Source organism: Aureispira anguillae, assembly GCF_026000115.1.
GTDB classification, from domain to species: Bacteria; Bacteroidota; Bacteroidia; order Chitinophagales; family Saprospiraceae; genus Aureispira; species Aureispira anguillae.
The window spans coordinates 2,019,653-2,045,597 of the sequence record NZ_AP026867.1; the positions used below are offsets into that span (position 1 = coordinate 2,019,653).

At 37.1% G+C, this 25,945-nt stretch carries 11 protein-coding genes; 4 read left to right on the forward strand and 7 right to left on the reverse strand.

The window, feature by feature from the left end:
* Positions 1 to 68 precede the first annotated feature (68 nt).
* Positions 69 to 1,838 carry an aspartate--tRNA ligase gene (aspS, locus tag AsAng_RS07900; RefSeq protein WP_264792225.1) on the reverse strand — a complete coding sequence of 590 codons (1,770 nt, stop codon included), beginning with the start codon at positions 1,836 to 1,838 and terminating at the stop codon, positions 69 to 71.
* A 174-nt stretch (positions 1,839 to 2,012) separates the two neighbouring features.
* The gene (locus AsAng_RS07905) at positions 2,013 to 3,683 is read right to left on the reverse strand and encodes a S8 family peptidase (RefSeq protein WP_264792226.1); all 1,671 of its coding nucleotides are present in this window, start codon (positions 3,681 to 3,683) and stop codon (positions 2,013 to 2,015) included.
* A gap of 268 nt (positions 3,684 to 3,951) precedes the next feature.
* Between AsAng_RS07905 and AsAng_RS07910 the strand changes: the two genes are divergently transcribed.
* Positions 3,952 to 7,017, forward strand: a complete 3,066-nt coding sequence (locus AsAng_RS07910; protein ID WP_264792227.1) for a sensor histidine kinase — start codon at positions 3,952 to 3,954, stop codon at positions 7,015 to 7,017.
* A 127-nt stretch (positions 7,018 to 7,144) separates the two neighbouring features.
* Positions 7,145 to 7,507: a DUF1304 domain-containing protein gene (locus AsAng_RS07915; RefSeq protein WP_264792228.1), complete on the forward strand. Its 363-nt coding sequence runs from the start codon at positions 7,145 to 7,147 to the stop codon at positions 7,505 to 7,507.
* Here AsAng_RS07915 and AsAng_RS07920 read toward each other — a convergent pair whose 3' ends face one another.
* Positions 7,508 to 8,260 carry a LytR/AlgR family response regulator transcription factor gene (locus AsAng_RS07920; protein WP_264792229.1) on the reverse strand — a complete coding sequence of 251 codons (753 nt, stop codon included), beginning with the start codon at positions 8,258 to 8,260 and terminating at the stop codon, positions 7,508 to 7,510.
* 242 nt (positions 8,261 to 8,502) lie between these two features.
* On the opposite strand from AsAng_RS07920, the gene AsAng_RS07925 reads away from it, so the two are divergent.
* Positions 8,503 to 13,371, forward strand: a complete 4,869-nt coding sequence (locus tag AsAng_RS07925) for a T9SS type A sorting domain-containing protein (protein WP_264792230.1) — start codon at positions 8,503 to 8,505, stop codon at positions 13,369 to 13,371.
* A 228-nt stretch (positions 13,372 to 13,599) separates the two neighbouring features.
* On the opposite strand, the gene AsAng_RS07930 is transcribed toward AsAng_RS07925, so the two are convergent.
* The 3 genes from AsAng_RS07930 to AsAng_RS07940 all read right to left on the reverse strand — a co-directional run bounded on the left by AsAng_RS07930 (position 13,600) and on the right by AsAng_RS07940 (position 17,518).
* Entirely contained in the window at positions 13,600 to 15,909 is a 2,310-nt protein-coding gene (locus AsAng_RS07930; protein ID WP_264792231.1) for a trypsin-like peptidase domain-containing protein, read from the reverse strand.
* 553 nt (positions 15,910 to 16,462) lie between these two features.
* On the reverse strand, positions 16,463 to 16,669 hold the full coding sequence (locus AsAng_RS07935; protein ID WP_264792232.1) for a hypothetical protein: 207 nt from the start codon (positions 16,667 to 16,669) through the stop codon (positions 16,463 to 16,465).
* A gap of 117 nt (positions 16,670 to 16,786) precedes the next feature.
* Positions 16,787 to 17,518, reverse strand: a complete 732-nt coding sequence (locus tag AsAng_RS07940) for a nucleotidyltransferase family protein (RefSeq protein ID WP_319993639.1) — start codon at positions 17,516 to 17,518, stop codon at positions 16,787 to 16,789.
* Positions 17,519 to 18,133: 615 nt separating this feature from the next.
* On the opposite strand from AsAng_RS07940, the gene AsAng_RS07945 reads away from it, so the two are divergent.
* Entirely contained in the window at positions 18,134 to 19,603 is a 1,470-nt protein-coding gene (locus AsAng_RS07945; RefSeq protein ID WP_264792233.1) for a pyridoxal phosphate-dependent decarboxylase family protein, read from the forward strand.
* 83 nt (positions 19,604 to 19,686) lie between these two features.
* Here the strand turns inward: AsAng_RS07945 and AsAng_RS07950 are convergent, their stop codons facing one another.
* Positions 19,687 to 25,878 carry an alpha-2-macroglobulin family protein gene (locus AsAng_RS07950; protein WP_264792234.1) on the reverse strand — a complete coding sequence of 2,064 codons (6,192 nt, stop codon included), beginning with the start codon at positions 25,876 to 25,878 and terminating at the stop codon, positions 19,687 to 19,689.
* Positions 25,879 to 25,945 lie beyond the last annotated feature (67 nt).

Sequence of the window (25,945 nt, forward strand, 5' to 3'; positions counted from 1 at the left end):
AGAGGACAAAAAAAAGCCCCATCAAACCGTTGTCTGATGGGGCGTATATCCTTCTTAGTCTATTATTACTAAGCTTCTTCTTCTTTTAGTGTAGCAATGCCAAGTTCATCCAATTGAACGGTATCAATTGTAGCAGGCGCATCAATCATAACATCTCGTCCTTGATTGTTTTTGGGGAAAGCAATAAAATCACGGATTGAGCCAGCTCCTTTCATGATAGAGCAAAGACGGTCAAAACCAAAAGCAATACCACCGTGAGGAGGCGCACCATATTCAAAAGCACCCATCAAAAAGCCGAATTGTTCCTCTGCTTCTGCCTCTGTAAAACCAAGAAGCTTAAAGTTTTTGGCTTGCAATTCTCGATCAAAAATACGGATAGAACCACCGCCAATTTCCCAGCCATTAATAACCAAGTCATAAGCATCTGCCCGAAGTGCTTTCATGGTTTCGTGATCTCCATTTAGCATACGATCAATGTCGTTTTTCTTAGGAGAGGTAAAGGGGTGATGCATGGCGTGGAAACGCTCAGAATCTTCATCCCATTCTAATAGTGGAAAGTCAACGACCCAAAGTGGATTAAAGCCTTCAGAGCGCAAGCCCATTCTATCGCCCATTTCTAAACGCAAATCATTCAGTTGACCACGAACTTTGTCCGTTTCACCACAAAGAATGAGCAATAAATCACCTTTTTGGGCACCCGCTTTTTCCAACCAAGTCATTAGCTGTTCATCCGAATAGAATTTTCCAACAGAAGATTTAATAGAGCCATCTAAGTTGTACTTGACATAAACCAAACCTTTGGCGCCAATTTGTGGACGCTGAACCCAAGAGGTTAATTTTTTGATGTCCTTGTTAGAATAAGCATCTGCTTGCCCAGTTGCACAAATTCCAACCACTAATTCAGCACTGTCAAAAACAGGAAAACCATGCCCTTGTGCTAGCTCATTGAGTTCGACAAACTCCATCCCAAAACGAGTATCTGGTTTGTCAGAACCATAGCGTTTTAAGGCCTCATCATAAGTCATACGAGGAAATGTTGGCAAGTCAATCCCCAAGCATTCTTTAAATAAATATTTGGTTAGTCCTTCAAAAGTTTGCAGAATTTCTTCTTGAGTAACAAAAGACATTTCGCAATCAATTTGAGTAAACTCAGGCTGGCGATCTGCTCTCAAATCTTCGTCACGGAAACATTTTACCAATTGAAAATATTTGTCAAAACCCGAAACCATCAATAATTGTTTGAAGGTTTGAGGAGATTGAGGCAAGGCATAAAATTGTCCCTTGTTCATGCGGCTAGGCACTACAAAATCTCTTGCTCCCTCTGGCGTACTCTTAATCAATACAGGCGTTTCTACCTCTATAAAACCTTGATCGGATAGATATTTTCTACTTTCAATCGCTACTTTAGATCTAAAGAATAGATTTTCTTGAACAGGGCGACGGCGCAAGTCCAAATAGCGATACTTCATGCGAATTTCTTCCCCTCCATCTGTTTCATCATCTAGAGTGAAAGGAGGAGTTAAGGATTCGTTTAAAACTTCCAATTTACTAACAATAATTTCAATATCACCTGTTGGTAAATTAGGATTTTTATTAGAGCGTTCAGCTACAGTTCCTTCAATACGCAAAACATATTCACGACTCAATTTTTTTGCATCATTGTATAAGGTCTCATCCGTTTGGGTGTTAAAAACCAATTGGGTAATGCCATACCGATCTCGCAAATCGATAAAAGTCATTGAACCATAATCTCGATTTTTATTCAACCAGCCAGAAAGAGTGACGGTTTGACCAACATGTTCTATACGGAGAGCCCCACAATTGTGCGTTCTATACATTTTTTATTGTTTGTATGATTTAATTTCTTATTTTAAGTAGGCGAAAATAGTGATTTGTTAGGAGCTAACCAAAATTATAAATGGGAATAAATCTGATTTAAAAGCGAAGCAAGAATTTTGGTCGCAATCTAGTAGAAGTTATTCGTATTCGATGAACTTAGCTAAGAACGGCTATTATTTGGTCAGCAATAGATATTTTGTGCTATCATCCAGTTGAATGGAAAGAAAATAAACACCATTGGGAAAATTTTCCCAGTTTGGAATTGTCTGATACCAAAGGCGTTTATCGGACTTTGTCTTAAATGTAGTTTCGGCTTGGTATAATAATTCTCCAGTAGTATTGTACAATTCTACCTTGGCTTTATACGCTTTTACCTTTGCCATGAAAATATCAACATTTTGCTCTAAATCGGTAAAGTGATGATAGTACTTTTGTGTTGTATTTAATTCTATAATAGAATTTCTTAAATCTTTGTAAGCTTCCAAAAAATTGGGGATACCATAACCGTATGCATTATCAGGCTTATCAATATAATTGCCATTGTTTTGCAAGGTTTGTATAATTTCCATGTTATTTCGTTCTGGGAATGCCTGCCAAAAAGAAGTAACCATTCCCGCCATAATTGGAGACGAAAAAGAGGTTCCATTACTATAACTGGTATCATAGCGTTTTCTGGCTGCAACTACAGCAATTGCACCACGAGCTACAACATTGGGTTTGATGATGTGTCGATTTTCGAAGCCATAAGAACTAAATTTGGCATGATAACCATCTCGATCAACAGCACCTACCGTTAATATACTATCGGCATCTCCAGGTACTGTAATATGTTTCCATTTGTCGTTCCCTGCATTTCCTGCACTGGTGACAACAAGCATTCCTTTTTTAGCAGCAAATTTAGCAGCCTTAGTCATGGCAGATGTTTTACCATCAATATCAACATAACCATAATCCATGTTATTGTCATCAAAGTCATAATACCCCAAAGAGGAATTAACGAGGTCAACCCCCAGTTGGTCAGCCCGTTCTATTGCCGCCACCCAGTTGTATTCTTCTATCCAATATTCCCCTTTCATATCTTCTGTTTTGAAGAGGTAATATTTGGCTTTGGGGGCTGTTCCCACAAACAAATAGGGAAGGTTAGCCGCCATACAAGAGGCAACATTTCGACCATGGCTAGACGACTCAAAAACATAATCATCTCCTTCTACAAAATCATGGGTGCCAAGAATTTGATCGTTGGCAAACAAACTATCAAAAGCAGGTGTTTCTCTCATATCTGCAAAGCCTCCATCCATAATAGCAACGTGCATTTCTTGACCTTCGTAGCCCATCTTGTGGAGATACTGCCCTTTGAGCATATTAATTTGATTCTTTCCAGTACCATAATAATGATCCTTCATCCTATAATTTTGTTTATAGTCTCTAGGACCAATTGCAGTCGCAGCCTTTTGAATCTCTCTTTTGAAACCAATCGGAAACACTGCTTTGACAAAGTCAAAACTTTTTAAATCTTCAGGATTGCTACTGGCTGCTTCTGTAATAATCGCTACGCCATTTAGCCATCTAGAAGTAGCATGAACCTTAAATCCCTTGATCAAAATAGGCTCTAAATATTTAGGATTAACAGGCAAATCGGTTGTATCAATAGGAATATTAAAACGCTGTCTACGCTCTATAGCACGAGCAGACAGGTACTCTTGGGGATGAAAAATACTATAAGGGCTGTTTTTTTTATCTTTGAAGCTAACCCAATAAATATCGTATTTGCGTTGAGCCTCTAGTTTGGTGTTAAAGAAAAAAGCTAACACAATTATAAACAAGGTACTTATATATTTACTCATATCTGTATATTAATTATGTGATTGGTTTTGCTGAAATTCTGTTATCCTAAAATACTAAACTAGTAGTAACTATTCAAGTGGGAAGCAGCTAAAAAAACAAAAGCTAGATAAAAGGTTTGTTTTTTTAGACGAAGCAAGAAGGTAGAAAAATTAGGCAACATTAGTTCTTAAGAAACTACAAAATAAAGGGAAGATGAATGTGGTGATTTACCCAAATTTATTTAAATTAAATAACTTCAATGGCTATTTTCTAGTTTAAGTAGAAATAATGAAAAAAAAAATTAGCATATTATCTTGGATCATCGCTTGTTGTTCTATTGTCAGTTGGGGACAAGGAGAAGTGCTTCAGTCTATTAATTATACCGTTAAAGATGGTTTGCCATCCAATGAAGTTTATTGGATGATGCAGGCTAAAAACGGTTTGGTTTGGATTGGTTGTGATGCTGGGTTGGTTAATTTTGATGGGGTAAACTTTAAAACCTACACTGCTCCTAATACTCGGAACAAGGCTATTTCTGGAATTTATGAGGATAGTTTGGGGCGTTTGTGGTGTCACAATTTCGGAGGGCAAATTTATTATCTAGAACAGGACTCTTTGCATCTTTTAGAGGCTTGGGAAAATTATTCGGAGAATGAAGGATTGGGCAGAATGAGGTTGGAGGGGAATTGGTTGAACCTTCAAAATTTTTCAAGCAATTGGAGCTATAACATCAAAACTGCTGAGATAAGAAAAAAAAAGGGAGCTGGGATACTTTTGAAGGATGGCAGTTCTATTGTTTTTAATGAACGTACAGGCTTTTTGAAAGAACAGGACGGTCGATCAACCAAGCTCTCTTGTCCAGCCTGTTTTTACTTGGATGTCTATTCTAATAAAGGAGCAAGAAAACGATTTAAACGAGGAGAATTTCTAGTTGCCTCCAGCCTAAAACTCTACTATATCCATGATTACCTCCGCAAAGAATGGAAAAATTTAAACGGGAACATTTCCCAAGAAGACCAAAAAATTCCTTTTGTATTTTCATTGGAACAAGATAGCTTACAAGCAATTTATTTCCCGCCTATCTTAGAACGGTACAAAACTAATTTGATTGTCAATAAAGTGAAAGTGCTTTATGATAGCGTATTAGCATTGTGTACTTCTGAAGGCTTTTTTTTGTGGAATATTAAGAGCGACCAAGTACAGCATTTTTTTAAGGATGAGATATTAAGCGATTGTTTTTTAGATCAAGAAGAAAATCTGTGGGTGAGTTCTTTAGAAAAAGGCCTTTTTTTTGTTCCTGTTTTATCGTTAATGGTGCATGATTTAGGAGCTAAATCGAAAAGAATTTACCATATAGAAAAGGATAAGCGCAATCATATTTTATTAGGATATGATGACGGAAGTATTGAATATTGGGACATTAAAGCACAAAAAAAACTTTTTGAAAAAACCTTTCCCATTCGAAAAAGAATTCAACACATCACTTATAATGAACTCAAGGATGAATTTTGGATTGCGACCATGAATAAAACGTATGTGTTTTATCCTACCCAACAAAAGATGGTCAAAACTCATATAGGAGGAGCTATTAAAGAGCTTCGTTTTGATGTTTATGGCAATATTTTATTGGCGCTGGGGCATGGAGCAACAATTAATACGCCCAATAGTAAAAAACGGATTGTGTTGCCAAATTCTTGGGAACAGTCGAATTATTGGGAAGGGTACCAACGACAACTTAGGTTGAATGAAAAAGGCTATCTAATATTATGCGGAGAAGAGCAGCGGTCGTATTCCATTTTGGCTCAAGCTTACCCTCAATATACCATTTGGGTAGGGGCAATGGAAAATTTGAAATATTATACAGCTGGAAAAGAATACGATTTCAAGACCGCTTCTAATCAGTCCATTATAGCAAAATGCTTAGAGCTTGTCAACGACAGTACTCTTGCTGTTGGTAGCCTAAAAAAGGGCTTGTATCTTATACAAAACAAAAAAATAATAAAGCAGTTAACCCTAGAGGACGGTTTGCCATCCAATGAAATACAGCAAATCAAGGTAAGAGATGGGGTTTTGTGGGCCATTACAGCAAGTGGCATTGCAACGTATAATTGGAGTGCCGATTCATTATCTATTTGGGATAAAAACAAGGGGCTATTTTCTAGAAATATATTAGACTTACTTTTTTTAGAAAATGAGGTTTATCTGACCAATGGCGAAAATTTGATGTCTATTCCGATTGATTTTGAATCAAAAAAAGAAAGACCAATCATAGATATTACACAGATAACGATTAATGATTCTATTTATGCTTTAAATAGCTTGAATGCTTTATCTTATTCTGAAAATAACATCAAGATAAAATTTAGAGGAATTGCTTATAAAAGCCAAAAAAGATTTCAGTACAAGTATCGTCTAAATGATATTGAAAAAGAATGGAATTATGTGTCGAGTGCTAATAATATCGTAAGTTACCCAAATTTGTCGGCAGGCAATTATACCTTTGAAGTCGTTGCTGTAACGCCTAGTGGAGTACAGTCAAAACCAGCTAAAATAGGTTTTAAGATTGAGAAGCCCTTTTATGAAACATGGTGGTTTTTGCTTGGCCTATTAATTTTGTTTATTGTTTTTGTTGGATGGCAATATCGTTGGCAGATTAAAAAAATCCAGCAAAAAAATGAAGAAAAATTACAACGTTCTCGTTTGGAACGAGATATTCGAATTTCAGAATTAAAAGCCTTAAAATCACAACTTAATCCTCATTTTATTTTTAATGCATTGAATTCTATTCAGGATTATATTATTCAGAACGAGCGAGAATTAGCAAGTGATTATTTGGGAATGTTTGCGGATTTAATGCGAACTTATTTGCAGCACAGCCAAGAGGGAACACTTAGTTTGAGAGAGGAAATCGATGCGTTGCGTTTGTATTTGGAATTAGAGGCAGTTCGTTTAGAAGATAACTTTAGTTATGACATTATAATAGGAGAGCAGATTGATAGGGATCAAATTATAATCCCCACCATGTTAATACAACCCTATGTTGAAAATGCAATTAAGCATGGTTTGTTTCGGAAAAAAGGAAATAAGCATGTAGCAATTGAGTTTAAGTTGCATAGCCCTATGGCACTTTTAGCAACGATAAGAGATAATGGGATTGGGCGAAAGGCTGCGCAAAATTATGGACAACCACAAAACCATAAATCGTTTGCTACTTCTGCCAATAATTCTCGCTTAGAACTCTTAAATTATGAACAAAGCACTACTATTGAGGCTAAAATTATTGATTTAGTAGAAAATGGAGAGAGCGTAGGAACAGAGGTACACGTTATTATTCCAATAGAAAAGGAGTTTTAGTATAAAAAATCGGTCCTTTGACAACTTGATTATCAAAGAATGAAAATTTTAAAGATAGTTGTACTAATGTAAAAATTACTTACCTTTCTTTTTTTGTTCAAAAGTTGCCTAAAAATAAGTTAAAAAAATGGAAATAGTTATTAAGGTTTTAATTGGATTGATCGCATTCATTCATTGCTACATTCTATGGTTTGAAATGTTTGCTTGGACTTCTAGAGGACCAAAAGTATTTAAGAATTTTCCAAAAGATTTGTTTGGACAAACAACGGCACTAGCTGCCAATCAAGGCTTGTACAATGGCTTTTTGGCAGCAGGATTGTTATGGACGTTTTTTATTCAGGATAAAATTTGGGGGCAAAACATAGCCCTTTATTTTCTGATCTGTGTTGCCATTGCGGGTATTTATGGAGCAATAACAGCAGAACGAAAAATCTTTTTTGTGCAAGCGCTTCCTGCTTTAATCACAATCGTGTTACTTTTAGTTAAGTAATTAAGTCAAACGATCAATTATAGCAAGAAAAGAAGCTCGTTTATCTCTAGCAAGGGGCGTTTTTATTTGATTCTCTAAGACAATCGTATGTCCATCCTTTTTGATATACTGTTGGATGAAATTAACATTGATCAGATAAGATCGATGGGAACGGTAAAACGCCTCATTTTCTTTTAGTAAATCTACAAAATACCTGAGCGGTTTGGATATAACCTGTGTGCCATTGGATTGCGTATGCAGTTTGGTATACATTCCATCCGCTTCCATGCAAATAATATCCTCTATTTTTAAAAATAAAATACCATTAGAAATTGGAACGGCAATCTTTTTTAGGCTATTATTTTGAATTGATTCTTGGAGTGTTGACAACTGCCGATAAATATCTTCATTTTTAGCTCGTTGCACTATCTTTTTGAGTGCCTCTTTGACCTGTTTAGGACGGATAGGTTTGAGCAAATAGTCCACGGCATTTACCTCAAAGGCTTTGATGGCATAGTGGCTATAAGCCGTTGTGAAAATTAAATGAAATGTCATTTCTTCTGCGTCCAAAAAGCTACCAATTTCTATTCCTAAATAATCGGGCATCTCAATGTCTAAAAAAACAATATCTGGTTTTGTTTTTTTGATTAACTGTATTCCATCCATTAAATTTTCAGCCTCTTGAATGCTTATTATTTGCGGGCAAAAATCATTTAGAATAGTGGATAAAAGGCGGCGTGCTTTGGGCTCGTCATCAATAATGACTGTTCTCATAGAATAAATTATAGGTGTATGTGGGAAAACCAATAAATTTAATAAAATATACTACTTTTAAAAACTTTGGCATTATGATTTTGCGATGAAGTAAGATTTAGTCGTAACGAATTGCTGTTTAGCAGTCAGAACTTACACTTCAGCAACTACTTTTGTTTGTTGAGCAATTGTACAGGATTCTGGGGCTTAAATCGTCTAGTTTTGTAGGGTAATTAAATATCAAAAATTAAAAACCAAACAAAATGAAACGACGATTTTTTAGTGGTTTATTACTGATTTTGTCTTGCTGGCTAATCAGTAATAAACTTCAGGCACAAGTGCCCTTTGAATTGACCCTAGATCGCTTGAATAGCATTGATGCTGGAGCGTCTATAATAGAGCTGAATAATGGGAATTTGCTCATTGCAGGAAGGACAGAAAATGCAGTTAATAATAGTTCTGGAAGAGATGGCTTTTTAGCTGAAATGGATCCCAATACAGGCGTTATAGAATGGTCAAGGGCTTATGGCTGGGCAAATGACGATCACTTTTTTACGGTTATACAGGCTGCTGATAATAGCATTGTGGTAGCAGGGTATGCCAATCATGGAACAGGAGATAGAGATATGTGGTTGCTTCGTGTTGAAGGGACTGGAGCTAATCGAGGGGATGTAATCGCAACTGCTACCTTTAACAATTCTAGGAACTCAATTATCACAGAAGTTATTGAATCCAATGAAAATGATGTGAACGGAAATCCTACTTTTTTAGTAACAGGGGTTTCTGATAGTTATAGTGAGGTGTATTTGGCTAGATTAGACGAAAACGCAAATTTGTTATGGAGTAATACTTATGGTGCGACCAATTCGTACTGGACCTATGCTTTGTTGGAGGATGCAACCAATAATAACACCATTTATATTAGTGGTTCAAGGAGCGTAGGGTCGAATCATAGAGCTTTATTGATGCAAATAGCAAATAATGGAGCCGTCTTAGCCTCTTGGGAATATAGTATCAACAACGCTTTTAATGCAATATTTGATGATATTTATCTTAGTCCACAAGGTACAATTATAGGAACAGGGCATGTCCATTTAGGGTCAACCAATTCGAACAATACGAGACCAATTTTTGTAGAAATTGATCCTAACGAAGCTACGGTAGACTCAATGGTCGTACGCAGTCATCGATACAATACGACCAATAGTTTTATTCACCGTATGAATAATTTTCAACCCATCCTAAACAATGGAGTTTTACAAGGTTATATTGCGCATGTGGCAGACAATGAAGTGGGAGGAGCTAAAATAGCGCACTTAAACACTAACGGAGCGGTATTGAGATATACTAGACTGAGCGCTACGACAACAGGAGCAGAGGTACTTCCGCTTAGTGACGGCACGTTCTCTTTGATTGGAAGCAATAACAATAACCAAGTGTATATTGCTAAAACAGATTCTAATGCTATGACTCCTTGTGCAGATAGCTTAGGATTGACAACAACAAATATAGGGATAACATCTCGTACCGTTACTTTTACTAGAAGTACTTTAAATCAGACCGTTAATCATGCCAACCCAACAGATATTACGCTGTCTTGGTTAAGGGGGTCAACTTGTTGTAGCGATAGTTTGGGTGTTGAGATCAATCAGGATACATTAATTTGTGCAGGAGAAGCTGTTGATTTAGAGGCAAATGTTGAGGGCAATTTTTTAGGAGCTACTTATCTTTGGAGTACAGGAGACACTAGTGCTTCTATTCTTGTTAACCCAACTCTAACAACAACTTACTACGTTACCGTTACCGATACCATTACAGCTTGTACGGTTGTGGATTCTGCTAAGGTTACCGTGTCCAATCCAATGGTTACCATTACAGGCGATTCGTTATTGTGTGCTGGAGAATCCGTTACTTTAACAGCCAATCTACAAGGAGTAACAGGACCATTTACGATTATATGGGAAGAACAGATCGGAGCAAATTGGATAACCTTAGGGCAAGGCGGAATGACAATAGTAGTGACTCCAAATCAAGATAGAATATATAGAGCAACTCTTATTGATTCTTTGTCTTGTGAAACGAGTGATAGTATTGCTTTGAGTGTGGGTGAAGTGCTGCTTACCATTGATGCTAATGCTGTAATTTGTGAAGGCGAAACGACTGATTTAACAGCCAATGCAAGCTATGTTATTAATCCATCTTCTGTTGGTTTTTCTTACATCTGGCAACCAACCAATCAAACGGGATCGACTATTAGTGTAGCCCCCAGCAATACAACAACTTATACTGTAATAGCTACCTCCAATGACTCGCTTTATGCTTGTTCTGATACAGCAGAAACAACAGTCGTTGTAAATCCCAATCCTATTGTTGATCTAACGCCCTCTGAAACAGGTGTTTTGTGTTTTGGAGATGATATAACTCTAACCGCCAATAATACGATTGGAACAATTGCTGCCATTGCTTGGACAGGAACAGGAATTACCAATCCAATTACGGTTAACCCAGTGACTTTAACACCAACATTGGGTGCCAATACTTATACCGCAACAGTTGTCGATACAAATGGCTGTCACGGAACAGCTTCGATCGATGTAGAAACAGAAAATTGTTGTCCAGCTCGTGGCAATACAGATTATTTGCAAATTGATGAAGGAGCAGATTTAGCGCTTCTAGCGGCTTATGGTATTCGCCAGACGGGGGCTAAAACCTTTTTGGTAGATGACGGTCAACATCATATCTTGCCCAATAAAGTTTATCTTGGAGATGAGGTATTGCTGCACGTTATTGGAACGGCTGGTTTTACAACAATTGATTTTACCAATTCAGATGTTGTAGCAGGTAGAAACAGCCTTATTCGTATAGAAGGACGAGGAACTATTATTGCGCACAATACTATTTTTAGACCTTGTGAAGAGTTTGAAACTTGGGGAGGAGTTAGAATTCAGCCTTTTGGTGGGCTAATTCATGCAACATTTAATGAATGTACCTTTGTGAATGCCATTACTGCAATTAATACAGATAGACGTTCGGCACGTGGAAATGCAAATACTTCAGTAGAAATAACGAACAATCTTTTTATCAATTGTGGAACAGGAATCAGAATTGACGACGAATTGAATTACAATGGAGGCATCACAGGAAATACCTTTAAAATTGACGATAAGGTAGAACGAATTAATTATACGAACCCAACAACTACCTTTAGAGGAATGCTTATTGCTAGGCAAGATCGAGGCATGCATTATCCAATCAGCCAAAATGATTTTATTAAAGGAACCAACTTTGTTACTACGGTTCGTTTTGAGGGAATTAATTTGACAGGTACAGGAGGTGAGAACATTTCTAAGAATAGCTTTACCAATAACGATAGAGCAATTGTGCTTATGAGATCTAGGAATGTGACCATAGAAAATAACTTTTTTGAAGTGACCAGACGTTCTAATGCAGATGAAGCAGATTATCAGGTTACCTTAGAGGGAACGGCTAATATGGGCTATAGCGCTTTGGTAAGAAACAATCACTTTGTAAATTCAGCGGAGGTTCTTGATCCTTCTCAGGTAACCAATCCTATTAATAATAGATTTGTTGGAACAGGTGCCATTTACTTGGGCAATGAGGGGCATTTTACAATCGAGGCAAATGAGATAGATGGCTTTGAAATTGGAATTTTTTCAGATAATTCGGTTAGAAATTTAAGTACTAGAATTATTAAGAATACCATTAAAAGCCATTTGTTTGGAATTTATATTAGAGGATTTAGATTTATGGCAGGATCAGCTTCGGGTGCTAGTGTTACCTTATTGGTGGCTTGTAATGACATTGATATGGATCTGGATTTAGAGAGTAGCCATGAAATCATAGGCATTTATTTTGATCCTATGTATTCTATTATTGGAACTACTAACTATGCAGGGCGTGTGCCTGTTAATGCGGTTTTTGAAGGAAATTGTGTTAAGAATACAACAACTGCAATTGCTTTTGATTATAACAATCCAAATCTTACAGCTTTTCCACTGTTGCCTGTCTTTAGACACAACTATCTCTATAATTATACCAATGCAGGCTTGTGGGTGAATAATATGCAGAGTATGGGGCTTGGTTTCCCAACACCAGTAGGTAGAAGAAGCGAAAACAATACTTTTATTAGCAATAACGATGCCTTTGATATCGAAGCAACAAATGCTGGGGTGGTTTCTAGAAATGATCATTTTGGAGCCAATGCAGCTAATTTATCCAATGCAACCGCAGTGGGCACTCCTGCACATTCGGCTGCTGCCTGTGGAAATCAAGATATAGCTAATCCTACTGTTGATGCAAACCTACATTGTGATGATGATAATGATCAGTTGATTGGTTTAGTAGCTCAGCGCCAACTACAAACAGATGATTTGTTATTAACGGCCAATTACCATACAGAGCTCAGAAATTTGTACCAAGAAGACAGCAAGACAACTTTAGCCATTACCAATAGTTTGATGCAAAACCTATCACTAGAAAATGAAGTAGATGCCTTATTTCAATTGGTGAATAGCTACTCTTGGAAAGGGAATGACCGTTTGTGGATCGAGTATTATTACGAAGTCCGAAAAGGAAACTATACACTGGCTACCCAAAAATTGAATGCCATAAATGGTGTAGATCAAGTAGAAGAAGACCAACTAACCTTAGCAAAAATTTACCTTAACCTCTTGAAAAATAACCAAGGTTTAGTTCTAAATACTACGAGCTTAACTGCCTTGGAAGAAATTGCTACTCGTGACGGTGTTTACCAAGAAGAGGCTAGAAACCTTATTCATATTAATCAAGGAAATAACCCTTATCAATATGCCAAAATAGAAGCCTTGGCTCGTCGCAATACTTCAACAGGGGGTGTTTGGACAGGACAAAATGCACAATTTGCCATCTTTCCTAATCCAGCTTCCAACAAGATAGCGGTTCAAATTCAGGCTAGAAACAAACATTTTGTGCAAGCGTCTGTATACAGTATTCACGGTCGTTTATTGCAAACACAAGCCGTAAGAGCTTATCAAATGCAATTTGATGTATCTGAACTGCCTCAAGGAATTTACTTTGTAACTTTGGAGGATGAATCAGGAGAGCGATTTACAGAAAAGTTTGTCAAACAATAGGTTTGAATACATAAGGAAGTAATCCTTTTTGTAAAGAAGGTTATCAGGGGAATTCTGGTAACCTTCTTCTTTTATCCTTTGATGCTCTTTTGGGAGGACTGAAAGTTATCCTTCTTAGGATTATTTATAAACAATGATTTTTATAAAAAAAGGCTATCAGAAAATGAATTCCGATAACCTTCAACATTGTGGTACTTAGATGTAGTGAGTTAATAAACCCTTTATTTATTATTGTTTAATCACCTTTCTAACCAACTGTTTTTTATCATTTGCAAACGTAATGAAATAAACGCCAGGGTTTAAATCATTTAATAGAACCGTTTTGTTGTTGATGCTTCCTGTTTTTACAACCTGACCTTGTAGATTGGTTAAGGTATATTGAGATAGTCCTTCAATATTGGTTTGGATTTCTAAATAATCATTAAATGGATTAGGGCCAACACTTAGAAAAGTGCTTGCAGCAGTATTGTTTACCTCAGCAATAGAAGTAGACTCTGTTCTTGCACTGCCTACACAGAAACTTTTGGTTTCAGAAGAAGTAAAACTGCCTCCTGAAGCTAAGGTAGCTCCTGTTGCATTGTTGGTTAGGGTATAAGAACCATTGCCATACGCACAGCAGATGCCATCACCATAACTATCGTTGATGGTTAGAGTATAACAACCTGCATCCAAACATTGATTAATAACTAAGGTAGAGCCATCGGCTTGGCTAGCATAAGTGCCACCAGAAGCAACAGTAGTTCCTGCATTGTTTTTGATGGTCCAACTGGTTTCTTCAGGATAGTTATCAAAGGTTAGGCTTAAGCTAGTTGCGATACAGCTAGGAGTAGTGCTGCCACCACTAATAGAGAAAGCATCAACAGCCATATCTCCTTGCCAAGTAGTTCCTGTTGTTCCATTAAAACGCAGCTTTAAATTATTAGCACTAGTATAAGCAGCTAAACTAACCGTAGCCGTTTGCCAAGAATTACCTTGATTGCCTGCTTTTGACCAAATAGAGGTCCAAGTTGTACCATCTGTACTTGCTTCTAATTTTAGATTCCCCATTGAAGTAGCTCCATACATGTGATACTTGAATGTTAATGAAGGAGAGCTAAGTCCCGACAAGTCAAAACAAGGGCTATTAAGAATCGCAGTTTTAGTAGAATAATTAGGACTAGAAGACTCCATGTAAATGTAATACGTTCCACTACTTGCTGCGCTAGGCCCTGTATTGCTAGAAGGAGTGCTACCTGATCTAGTTGCCCAATCGAAGTTGTCTCCACTACCTTGCATCCAAGCTCCTAATGTGTTTTCAAAACTCTCTGTATATGGAAATGAACTAACAGTTGTCCCACACGAAGTTGGAGGCGTTGTGCTGCCACCATTATCTACGCCACAATTGGGCATTGCACTACCAATATCGGCAATTAATTTATCACTTCTACCGTAAGAACCATTGGTGCAGCCACCCGTATTGTGAATCGCTACTACTAAGTTGGAGTTGTAATCTAGTACTGGAGATCCCGAACTACCACCTTCTGTGTCAGCATAATAACGGATTCCATTAGTGGTTACTTGGTTTACTTGAGCATTGCCATTGGCATCGCCACCTTGATCTGTTTTTACTGTAATTTCTTTGCGTCGTCCTCCAGGGTGACCAACAATGTAAATGCGGTCATTAACTGCTGGTGCAACAGAACTTAGGCTCAAATAACCATAAGTGCTCGTAGGATTTACAGGCAACTTTAATAAGGTATAATCTAAGCTAGAACTGGTTTTGATAAAGGTAGAAGAAGAAGCAACTACATCAGAGGTTGAATTACCTGTGCCGTTACAGTTGGTATAATGATAGTTGAACATAAAATCCGTATTGGCAGCAGAAGAAGCATTTCCAACACAATGATTATTGGTCATTAAGTTGCCATCACAACCCAATAGCCATCCTGTACAAAGAGAAGAACCATTGATTAACAAACGACAAACGGCTTTACCTTTGTTATACATTGTTGTACCATTATAGCAGATGATAGGCTCTTTTTCATCTCCTCCACAAATTGATTTAGAGGCTAATATCTCATCAATTTTTGCCTGAGGATAGCCATAAGCAACTCTTGCAATGTCAAAACCATAATAGTTAGATACATTTTGTGCATGAAGTCTTACAATGACTCGTTCGTCAAAGAGCACCTTTGTCCAGAAATCACTAATCATGGTCATATTGGCATCAATGATTTTGCCTTGACCTCCATAAATAATTGACTCTCCTGTATTGGGGCTTGTAATTTCTACGTAGTCGCCAGGCGCTAAGTTAAAATTTTTGAAATAGAGTTTGATATAAGAAGAGTTTTTAGAATAGAATTCTTTTTCGAAGATGATACCTGTAGTACCATTGGTGTTATATGGATGCTGAGTTTGAAGATTCAGTGCCTCTTCATCTCCAATTTTTAGAGGTGCATGGATTGTGCTGTGTTGGTTGTTAGCATTTGAAAGGGTGAGGTTGTTTTGCCCCAGAATTGTTCCTGAGCAAAGTAATAGAAAAAATAGTAACTTTTTCATTTTAGAAAGTTTTAATTAGTAACAGAATAAGTATGATTTTTGGTGTTAAGTATGCCTTGTTATCGTTGTTGTATTCCTTGAGGGGTAAGGCAAAATCTACGGGGGAATATCATTCTGTGTTGGTCTGTCTTAGTTTGTGTTTTTAGTTCTTGGGGCAATTATAGATAGAAAAATGATAAAAACAAAGAATTATATTTTGTTGAATAATGCTTTATTGAAACATAATTCTTTTTAAAAAAGAACTAATAAAACCTTATTTAGTTAAGGTTAAATTTTATTTATTAATATTTTATGCTGTTTTGTGTTGTTTTTTGAAATTATATTTTGGAAAAGAGCATAATGTTTAGATGCTAAGTATTTTATTTTATGTTTTTTTTAATATAAAAAAGTACTCTAAGACAATGGATTTCGGAAAAAAGATATTTTCACTTGGATAGGAAGCAAAGGAAGGAAGTGGAAAAGAGAGGACTTTAGATTTGATAATCTTCTACAAAAAAACGTTTTAGATTCAGTGACCTAAAACGTATGCTATGATTTGTATTTAAAAGGTGGTTTACTTTTTATCTAATTTTTTTATAAATACAAAAAATAAAATGGAAGAGATGCCGTAAAAAGCCATAAAAGAGGGATCTCGTTTGGCAAAATCAGATTTTAGCCCCAACAAATCTAAATAAACAATTAGGGTATAAAGCACTAATTCTAGACCTATAAATAATAAAAAAATTTTGGCAAAATGCCAACCTTCATTTTTCTGACTCATTGTTTTTGGCGTAAGTTTTATTTGTTTTATAAAAAAAATCAAAGGCAAATTTGTCTTAATGCGAAGGTAAGAATAACAAGGCAATTAAAAGTAAAGAACGATAATCCAATTGTAAATCTAACTGTTCTTTTTTAGATCTAGGAAACGAACTGCTTTCGCTAAATTTTCTGGTTTTCCTACATCAAACCAATAATCTTTGTCATGAGGATAGGCTATAATTTTGTGCTGGGTAGCCAAATCTAAATAGGTAGTGGTAATCGAAAACTTACCTTCCTGCTGAATTAACGGCAACAACTTAGGATCAATAATATGAATGCCACTAAAAGCATAGTGATTCGTTTTTTTGGCTGCTCGAACGTTTTTAATTTCCTTGGTTTTTGTATTGGTCCAGCCACAAAGTTCTTGTTGTTCATTGAATAACAAGTAACGAGAACTGATGCGATTGCGAGTAGCTAAAGTAGCTAAAGCTTGATGTTGTTGGTGGTACAGCAGCATTTTTTGCAAATCAATATTGGATAAAACATCCACATTGTAAACGACAATGGCATTTTCATTGTTGAAATACGCAGCAGCTTTTTTTAATCCACCTCCTGTTTCTAGGAGTTCAGATCGCTCATCAGAAATAATTATTTCACAGCCAAAATTTTGATGTTGATCGAGTACCGCTAAAACTTTCTCGCCAAAATGATGAATGTTCACAACAATAGAAGTAATACCAAATTGTTTAAGGTGCTCTATTGCATGTTGTAAAAGTGTTTTTCCGTGCACTTCTACCAAGGCTTTGGGGCGGTCGTTGGTTAGAGGACGTAAGCGAGTTCCTAAACCTGCCGCAAATATCATTGCTTTCATACTTGCAAGGAATGAGTTTTATAACAATTTTCAAAACTTTACAAATATCTTTTGCTATTTATTTAAAATATAGATTTGATTATTTTTATAAAAAGTTATTACGAACTGCGCAGCACTCATGAAATAATAGAGTTGTATAGGCGAAAATGCAAGTTTTTTTGAAGGTCATTTCATTTGTAATAACTTCTAATCGCATTGTAACATTACTCCGTTGAAAACCCGAACAGAGCTTGCGACCTCACGAACCCAGCTTGCTGGCTCACGAGGTACGAGTAACAAACAGAGTGAGTAACAAGGCTCACGTAGTAAATCACACCACATTGATTATTAGTGTTATATGTTTCTGTAGTTTAAAGCTATAAAAGCTGATAATCAATGTGATGCATGAACGCAGTGAACTGGGCATGCTTGTAGCCAAAGCTATACCACATAAACATAGTGCACGAGCAGCTTGGTACTGTGTACCAACTGGAATGCCTAGCACCGTAGGTAAAAGCGAAGGCACTGCTTTTTTATGTTTTTTATTAACTATTCTCATGAGCATAGCGAACTAAAAAACTAAAAAAGCAATGGAGTATTAATTGTAAAAAATTACTGTTTAAACATTTTTTAGCTATGGAAACGAACACCAAGACAATTTCTATTCCTCAAAGGGGACTAGATGCAAAAGATATTTTAGAGCAATTAACCGCTATGAAAAGCAATGATGTTCCTTGGGATTCGGGCAAAGTGTTGGCTTATGTTTATGAACCCAAAAAAGAAACGGAGACCTTAACCAAGGAAGCCTATAAAATGTATCTAATAGAAAATGGTTTGGATCCTACAGCTTTTCCTAGTTTGCTGCGCCTAGAGAATGAATTGATTGGGATGGCAAAAGATTTATTAGGGGGAGATGATGAGGTGGTCGGAAATTTTACTTCTGGGGGCACTGAAAGCATTATCTTGGCTGTGAAAACAGCTAGAGATTATTTTAGAACGCATCGCCCTGAAATCAAAGAACCTGAGTTGATTGTTGGAGAAACTGCTCATGCTGCTTTCCACAAAGCAGGACATTATTTGGGGGTAAAGATTGTGATGGTTCCTGTTGATAAGAAAACGTTTAAGGTGGATCCTGAATTGGTTAAAAATGCGATTACAGAGAATACGATTTTGATTGTAGGTTCTGCTCCTTCTTATGCACATGGAGTGATCGACCCAATAGAAGCCTTAGCTGCTTTGGCAAAAGCAAAAGGAATTTTATGTCATGTAGATGCTTGTGTGGGTGGTTTTTATTTGCCTTTTGCTAAAATGGCTGGATATGATATGCCTTTGTTTGATTTTAGAGTGGATGGCGTTACTTCTATGTCGGCAGATTTTCACAAGTATGGTTATGCTGCCAAAGGAGCTTCTTGCATTTTGCACAAAAGTAGGGATTTGAGAAGACATCAAATTTTTGCTTGCTCTAGTTGGTCAGGGTATACAATTATTAACCCAACGGTTTTATCTAGCAAAACAGGAGGTCCTTTGGCTGGAGCATGGGCTACTTTAAATCATATTGGGCAAGAAGGCTACATTGATATTGTAAAAGGTTGTCAAGAAGCAGCTCAGTTGTGCAGGGCTGGTATTGAAAAAATTCCTGAATTGGAAGTAATGGGTGATCCTGATATTAATCTCATTGCAATTGCTTCTACAGATCCTAGGGTCAATATTTTTGCCATTAGTGATTGGATGACCAAAAGAGGCTGGCACATTCAAGTTCAATTGGCTTCCAATTGCGCTAAAGAAGCCTTGCATTTGAGTATCAATCGAGCGAATGTTCCTTTTATTGCAGAGTTATTAGAAGATTTAAAAATAGCAATTGAGGAACTAAAGCAAAAGGATGCCCCCGAAATGGCACTGGACCCTGCTATGTTTGCCCCCATGTTGGAGAATATGAACGCTGAAACTTTTGATAATTTAGCTGGAATGCTAGGTTTAGGAGGAGGAGGAGAAGGGGCAGGCTTACCCGATGATTTGGAGATGATTAATAACATTCTCAATCAATTGCCAGCAAAGCAACGCAATGTCTTATTGACTGAATTTATGAATAAACTATTTACACAATAGAATCTTGAACGATTCGAGCTATAAAGCTAATCCTTAAAATAAAAAATGGGCGTAGGATATAATCCAATACGCCCATTTTATTTTTATTGTATACTCAAACGAATGCCTTCCGAATGTGCCGTAAATTCGGGGGCATACATGCATTGAATAGTGGTAATACCATTGGAGAAATCGCCCTTGTGGTTGACTCTCAACGGATATTCAAAAACGTAAGTGCCTTTGGCTAAATAACCAAAGAAGAAATTGGTAGAAGCATCTCTGGTGCTTTCGTAATAACCTAACCCTCCTTGATATTTGTATTGACTCAATACATTGGTCGGTTCCAATCCAGCGGCACGCATATCCTTCATGTGTACATATTCCATGGCACGATCTACGGTTAATTCAATACGTACTTTGATCAAATCGCCAGGCTCCAAGGTTTCTTTTTCAATGGGTTTAAGAACAGGACCTCTGTCGGTATTGATTTGTTTGAAGAGTTTTTTATTGAGTTTGAGCGGTGTTTCTTTGAAGTGGGTAATTTTGTCCAAATCTTCAAAATATTGCCAATATAAGGCACCCCAAGCAACGACATTATTAGGATTTTTGACGGTAATGTTAGCCATGTCATTGGTAATTTCATTGGCTTGCCAAGAAGTTTTGAAATAGCCCGTACCCGCTTCTTTTTTGATTTTGGATTGATCCAATTTTTTGCCCCCCATAGTAATTTCAATCTCTTGATCGTCCAAGAGCCAGTTGTTACCCGTCATCAATAAGGCATAAGAAGCTGCCGCTGTAGCCTTAGTGGTTTTCCAATGGGTGGTTTGCTTGGCTTTTAGTAACCAAACTTTGAGATCTTCAACGGCTTTAGCATCTTTTGCCACAACTTCAAAAACCTCAATCATCAAAGCGTGGGTTTCGATGGGCAATTGATACCAAAAGTAGCCAGAAGGGTACTTCCAATACATGCCGAGTTCTTCATGGTTGAGGGCATTTTCTTTAGCAGCAGCGACAATTTTTTTAGGTGTTTCTAAATCGGTTCCTTTTCGATGGAAACCAAGTGCCAAAAGCCCTTGCATGTACATGGACTTATTTCTCCAGTATTTAAGGGCTTGCCCTTCGTAATATTGGATGGCTTTGAGGGTGGTAGGATTATTGATTTTTTGATCCAAAAAGAAAGTTCTCGCATAGAAATAGTGAATGACCATTTGATTGAGATGATCTCTTTCGAGGTATTCTTTCTCGTTTTTGCTGCGTTTTGCCCATTTAAGGAGCTCTTGATAATGACGAGCCAACTCCACATCAATATAATTAACGGCTCGACGAATCATATTCGCCATTTTAGGATCGCCTTTGATGTCTTTAACGCCCAGTTGATTAAGATGTCCCATTCCCTCTACAATGTATTGAGAAATATACCAACTGTCTCTACCGCCAGGCATCCAACTAAAACCACCATTCGCCAATTGACGATCTGCCATTTTATCCCTAGCTTTTGCCAATTCATTGCCCATGCGATTGAGGTCAAACAAGACGCCAATGTTTTTCTTTTGGACTGCTTCACTTTGAGCCGCTAAGACCCAAGGCGTTTCTTCCAATAAGGCATATTTGAGTTCTTGGTTTTTGGACAAATTACTCTTTAAGGCATCGGTATCAATGGTTTTCCACTGGTCAAAAACTCGTTTAACCTTAGGATGCGAATTGGCAACATCAGAAGCCAGACTATTGGCGTAGTATCGAGAGAAAATTTGCTCCGTACATTCATAAGGATACTCCATCAAATAGGGCAGCGATTGGATGGCATACCAAGCAGGATTTTGAGTAAACTCTAAGGTGAGTTTATGATGCTTCATAGAGCTAGACTTGGTTACTTCAGCCATGCGTTTGAAGGTAAAATCCTTGGTTTGATTTCCTCGAATGGGCAAGGGCTGTGTTTCAGTAACGAGCATACGATTGGTTAAGACAGGCAAAGCAGCTTCTTCACCATCTGAAAAATCACCAGCTTTGGCAACCACTCGATGAACAATAGCAGTGGTCCATCCATCGGGGACATTAAGCTTCCAAGCCAAAGGCGCAGATTGTCCTGCTTTTGCCTCAAAGGGCAAGGTTGCATTCGTATTTCCAAATTGAGCATCAATGGGCTGCATAGAAATGGCATCAAAGAGTTGGAGTTTGGCTTGCCCCTTCATATCTTTTTCGGTAAGATTACTCACCTTAGCGGTAAAGAAAATTTCATCTTTTTCTCTAAAGAAGCGAGGAGGGTTAGGCATTACCATTAGATCTTTTTGGGTAACAACTTCTTTTGTTTCACTAACAGTAGCAAGGTCTTTGGTATGCCCAAAAAGCATGAACTTCCATTTAGTAAGTGCCTCATTCATGGTAAAAGAGATAATGATATTGCCCTCCTTATCGGTCATTAAATCAGGATAAAAGAAAACCGTTTCATTTAGATTGGTACGTACTTGTACATCGCCAAAATCTTCTTCGGGTGCTTTGTCATTTTCTTGATTTGGTGCAACGGGCTTATTTACAGTATCAGCAACACCGTCAAAGTCTGCCACGATACTGGCTTCTGCTTTACTTTGTTCAGCTTCTTCCGCTGCTTCCGTCGCTCTGTTCGCTGAAACAGGAGCAGCCATTTTTTTAGCTCTTAATTGACGACCTGCTTTGAAGCGTCTACTTCCACCACTCATGCTAGATGTTGAAACAACTTCTGATAAATAATGGTATTCATAAAAGGAGAATCCATGCCAATTGAAGTTTGGATAGGTTCTAGACCAGCCATGGAGATAAGGATTCCAGCCGTCTTGAAGCAAATCAGAATTGGCTTGCGTAAATGAATTATACCCTTGTAAGGTAAGTCCTCTATAAGAACTAGGATGAACATTAAAGTTCCATGCATTGGCAGCAAAGGCATCTAAGGAGGCATCGTACATACCTGCCAAAAGTTCTGCAGCAACTTGATCGCTTTTATGCCCAGAAATTTTAATTTTCCATTCCTCTTTTTGTCCAGGGTATAACTTATCACGGAAGGTAAGATATTCTATCTTCAAATCTTTGTTTGACCAAGGAACATAGATCGTACCACCATTAGAATAAAAACGACCATCTTGAATGCTGGATAGATGAAAGTGCAAGTTGCCACGATGTTTTTCTTCTATGGGAACCTCAATTTGGGTTCTTCCTTTAGGCTGTAGCCATTTTTTGTAAATAATTTGGTTGTCATATTCTAATTCATACAACAAATAGGCTGCTTTGTTGTGGCTTCCTATGTCCAATTGGACAGTCGTATTGGGCGAAATATTATAGAAAGATTCCTGAGCAATAAACAATGCATTGTTGAGTGGTGTTGCTTTTTCTTTGTTGCTATAGATCGTAAATGATTTTCGAATTTCTATTGGACTACCGTATTTATCTTTAGTGGTTAAGGTAATTCTATATCGTCCCTGTTTCCATTTTTTGATGGGTTTTAGGACTAGTTCTTTGGATTTTTTAGTGTCAAAATCAATTGTCAGAACCTTTTTATTAACCTCCCAATGGTCGATTTCATCTTCATGTTTGAAGGCATAGGCAGGGAACTTTTTCTTAAAACTAGCTTCGTCTAAATGCTCATAGTCAGGTTTTGACCAAAAACGAGTTTTGTAAACTAATTTTGGAGTTTTTAATTGTTCAATAACAATTTGACCTTGGGCAGCTTCAAATTCTCCATTCAAATTTTGGCTGTGAATAGTGAAGGGTTTAAATTGATTTTTATCAACATTTTCGGGGACATTCAGATTAACATCTAAAGCAATATAGCCTACTCGAACATTGGTTTGGCTACTATGGGTTTCGCCTGTAATATCAGTAACAGTGGCATAAACCGTATAACTGAATTCAGGATTTTTATCTTTGGGAATAGAACGATCTGCAATGGCTTTGAACTCGATTTGGTATTCTCCTTTGTCGTTGGTAGTCGTTTCTCCAAAGGCAATTTCTTGTTGATTTCTATTAAAAGGAATGTACCAACCCCAGCGCCAATTCCAATAAGGAAAATGGGCTTGGCGAACGACTCTATACTGAACCTTTGCACCATCAATATTATTGCCTGCATAAGCTTTTGCATGTCCTTTGACCGTAACGAGATCATTGATTTTGAAAGACTCTTTAACAGGCAGTGGAATCACCTCAAATTTAGGACGTTTGTATTCTTCTACTCGAAAATACTTTGTGCTACCACTCTGGTTATCTCGTATATACATTTGTCCCAATAGTCCACCTAATGGAGCCGTAAAAAAACCATGATAAGAACCATATTCGTTGGTCATTACTTCCATATCAGTTACTTTTTGCCCATTGGCATCATAAAACGTAATATGGCGTTTTTGGTTGGGAACAATTTTAGGATTTTTGCCATCGCTCATTTGATTCAATACCAGACCTTTAAAATGAATAGTTTGCCCTGGTCGATAAATGGCTCGGTCTAAGAAAAAGTGTGTTTGTTGCTGCTGAGAAGGAACACTAGATTCATAATTATAATAAGAATCGTCTAAAAACAAAATGTCTCCTTTTCGAGATAGTTTTATCAGATAAGAGTGGTTGTAATTATTGCTTTTATTTTTAGAACTTAGCCCTTGAATAAAACCATTCTCATCACTCGTAGTGCTATGTGACTTGACAGTTTCATAACGCCTCAATAAGCTGTTGTATTTTGAGATGTAAAAATCTGCTTTTACCCCATGAAGTGGTTGTCCAGTACTCCTATGGTTCACAAAACACTCTAAAACGCCTTGATGGTGTCGATTGACCATGCTCATATTGGATACAAAAAAGGAACTATAGGCAATGCCATTTTTATGGTAAGAAAATTCAGAATTGGCAGAGGCTACAATGATATAATGTCCATTGGGGAGTTTGGGAATTTCAAATTCTATACTATGTGCTTGATAATCGCCTTCATTTTTTAGATTCAAACTCCATTTATAGGTACTGGTTAAGCGATTGAGGTAAGCGGTTTTCTTTTTGCCGTACTTTTCATGGAAGGTTTCATATTGATTTCGAGTAACGGGGATTGCTTTAAAATAAATCTTGTCTAGATTTTTGTAAGACAGCAAGGACAAGATCGGTTGATCGATAGGATTGATTTTTTCTACGGTCAAGGAAATGTCTTTGTGTTGTATGCTTTGCATTAAAGCTTTGCAATGTGATGCGCCATAAGATTTGGGGTGTTTTTTGATGGCTGTTTCGCAAATTTCATAAGCTTTTTTTATATCCCAACGATATTGGTCGGTTGGAGAAGGTTGGTATTTATTGCCTTGATCGTTGTAATAAATCGCAATTTTGTGTGCAATTTCTGCGGCAACTTCGTGTTCTTTGTATTGTGTATGTAAGGCCTCTAAACGTTGGAGATACAATAGATTTTTGTCGGCTAAAATAGATTTGTTAAAAACATACTGTAAGCGCCTCAATTCTAAATCAACCAAGGCGCTAGGATCTTGGTCTTGAAGATGAAAGGCGGTCGCTTCTTGGTACAATCGCAAACTCTGGAATTCAGTTGCTAGACTATCTTTTGCAGTTAATTCTTGTGCTATAAATGTTTGGGCATCGGCAAAATAGTCTTTGGAATCCAAATAAAATTTAAAGGCAGGTTGACTTAGATAATATTTCTCTGATTCAAAAAAGTCAAGTGCTCGATGCACTAAAAAATCAAAAAGTGTTGGTCGTAACCCCTCTACATTAGAGGCATTATAAGTAATGGCATCAAAGTTTTTAATGTCAATTGTTTTGGTATCTGAAAATTGTATACTAGAATGGTATAATTCAAAGGATTTTGCCGTGATTTTGGAGACATCCCATGTTCGAATGTCTTCTTGTTTAAAATCTTCAGTTTGGGTGCGATCTTGAAACTTATATAGGTGTTGATGGAGGTAATTGTTGTACATTTCTGCCACCATAGACTGCAAAATGGGTTTGATGGGAGAAACGGCCGTTTCAGCTTCTTTCTGAAATCTATCAATAGCTTTGACCAAGCCATCTTCCTCCAATTTTGCTTGGTATTTATTAATAAATAGAAGGGCTTTAATTAATTGAGCCGTCTGTGCAGAATTGTTGTTGTCTTTTTTTATGGTTGCGTAGAGCTTTTGCGTTTCTTCTAAAGCAGACTTGGTTAAACCATCATATTCTAATTGGTTGATGGCTTCCCAAGATTTGGGATAATTGTTCATTGTTCTTTCATTTGGTTCTTGTGCAAAGAGGTTAACCGTTATGGTAACTGCAAATAGGAGTGTTAAGATTCCCCAATGTTTAAATTTTTGCATAATTATGTATTTAATTGTTGGGTAGAATTTGTTGCGGATTTTTTAATCCTATATAAATTAGCAACTA

Bases quoted from the DNA above. Each gene is read 5' to 3' on its own strand.
- aspS (WP_264792225.1), bottom strand. From the start codon at position 1,838: ATGTATAGAACGCACAATTGTGGGGCTCTCCGTATAGAACATGTTGGT.
- AsAng_RS07905 (WP_264792226.1), bottom strand. From the start codon at position 3,683: ATGAGTAAATATATAAGTACCTTGTTTATAATTGTGTTAGCTTTTTTC.
- AsAng_RS07910 (WP_264792227.1), top strand. From the start codon at position 3,952: ATGAAAAAAAAAATTAGCATATTATCTTGGATCATCGCTTGTTGTTCT.
- AsAng_RS07915 (WP_264792228.1), top strand. From the start codon at position 7,145: ATGGAAATAGTTATTAAGGTTTTAATTGGATTGATCGCATTCATTCAT.
- AsAng_RS07920 (WP_264792229.1), bottom strand. From the start codon at position 8,260: ATGAGAACAGTCATTATTGATGACGAGCCCAAAGCACGCCGCCTTTTA.
- AsAng_RS07925 (WP_264792230.1), top strand. From the start codon at position 8,503: ATGAAACGACGATTTTTTAGTGGTTTATTACTGATTTTGTCTTGCTGG.
- AsAng_RS07930 (WP_264792231.1), bottom strand. From the start codon at position 15,909: ATGAAAAAGTTACTATTTTTTCTATTACTTTGCTCAGGAACAATTCTG.
- AsAng_RS07935 (WP_264792232.1), bottom strand. From the start codon at position 16,669: ATGAGTCAGAAAAATGAAGGTTGGCATTTTGCCAAAATTTTTTTATTA.
- AsAng_RS07940 (WP_319993639.1), bottom strand. From the start codon at position 17,518: ATGAAAGCAATGATATTTGCGGCAGGTTTAGGAACTCGCTTACGTCCT.
- AsAng_RS07945 (WP_264792233.1), top strand. From the start codon at position 18,134: ATGGAAACGAACACCAAGACAATTTCTATTCCTCAAAGGGGACTAGAT.
- AsAng_RS07950 (WP_264792234.1), bottom strand. From the start codon at position 25,878: ATGCAAAAATTTAAACATTGGGGAATCTTAACACTCCTATTTGCAGTT.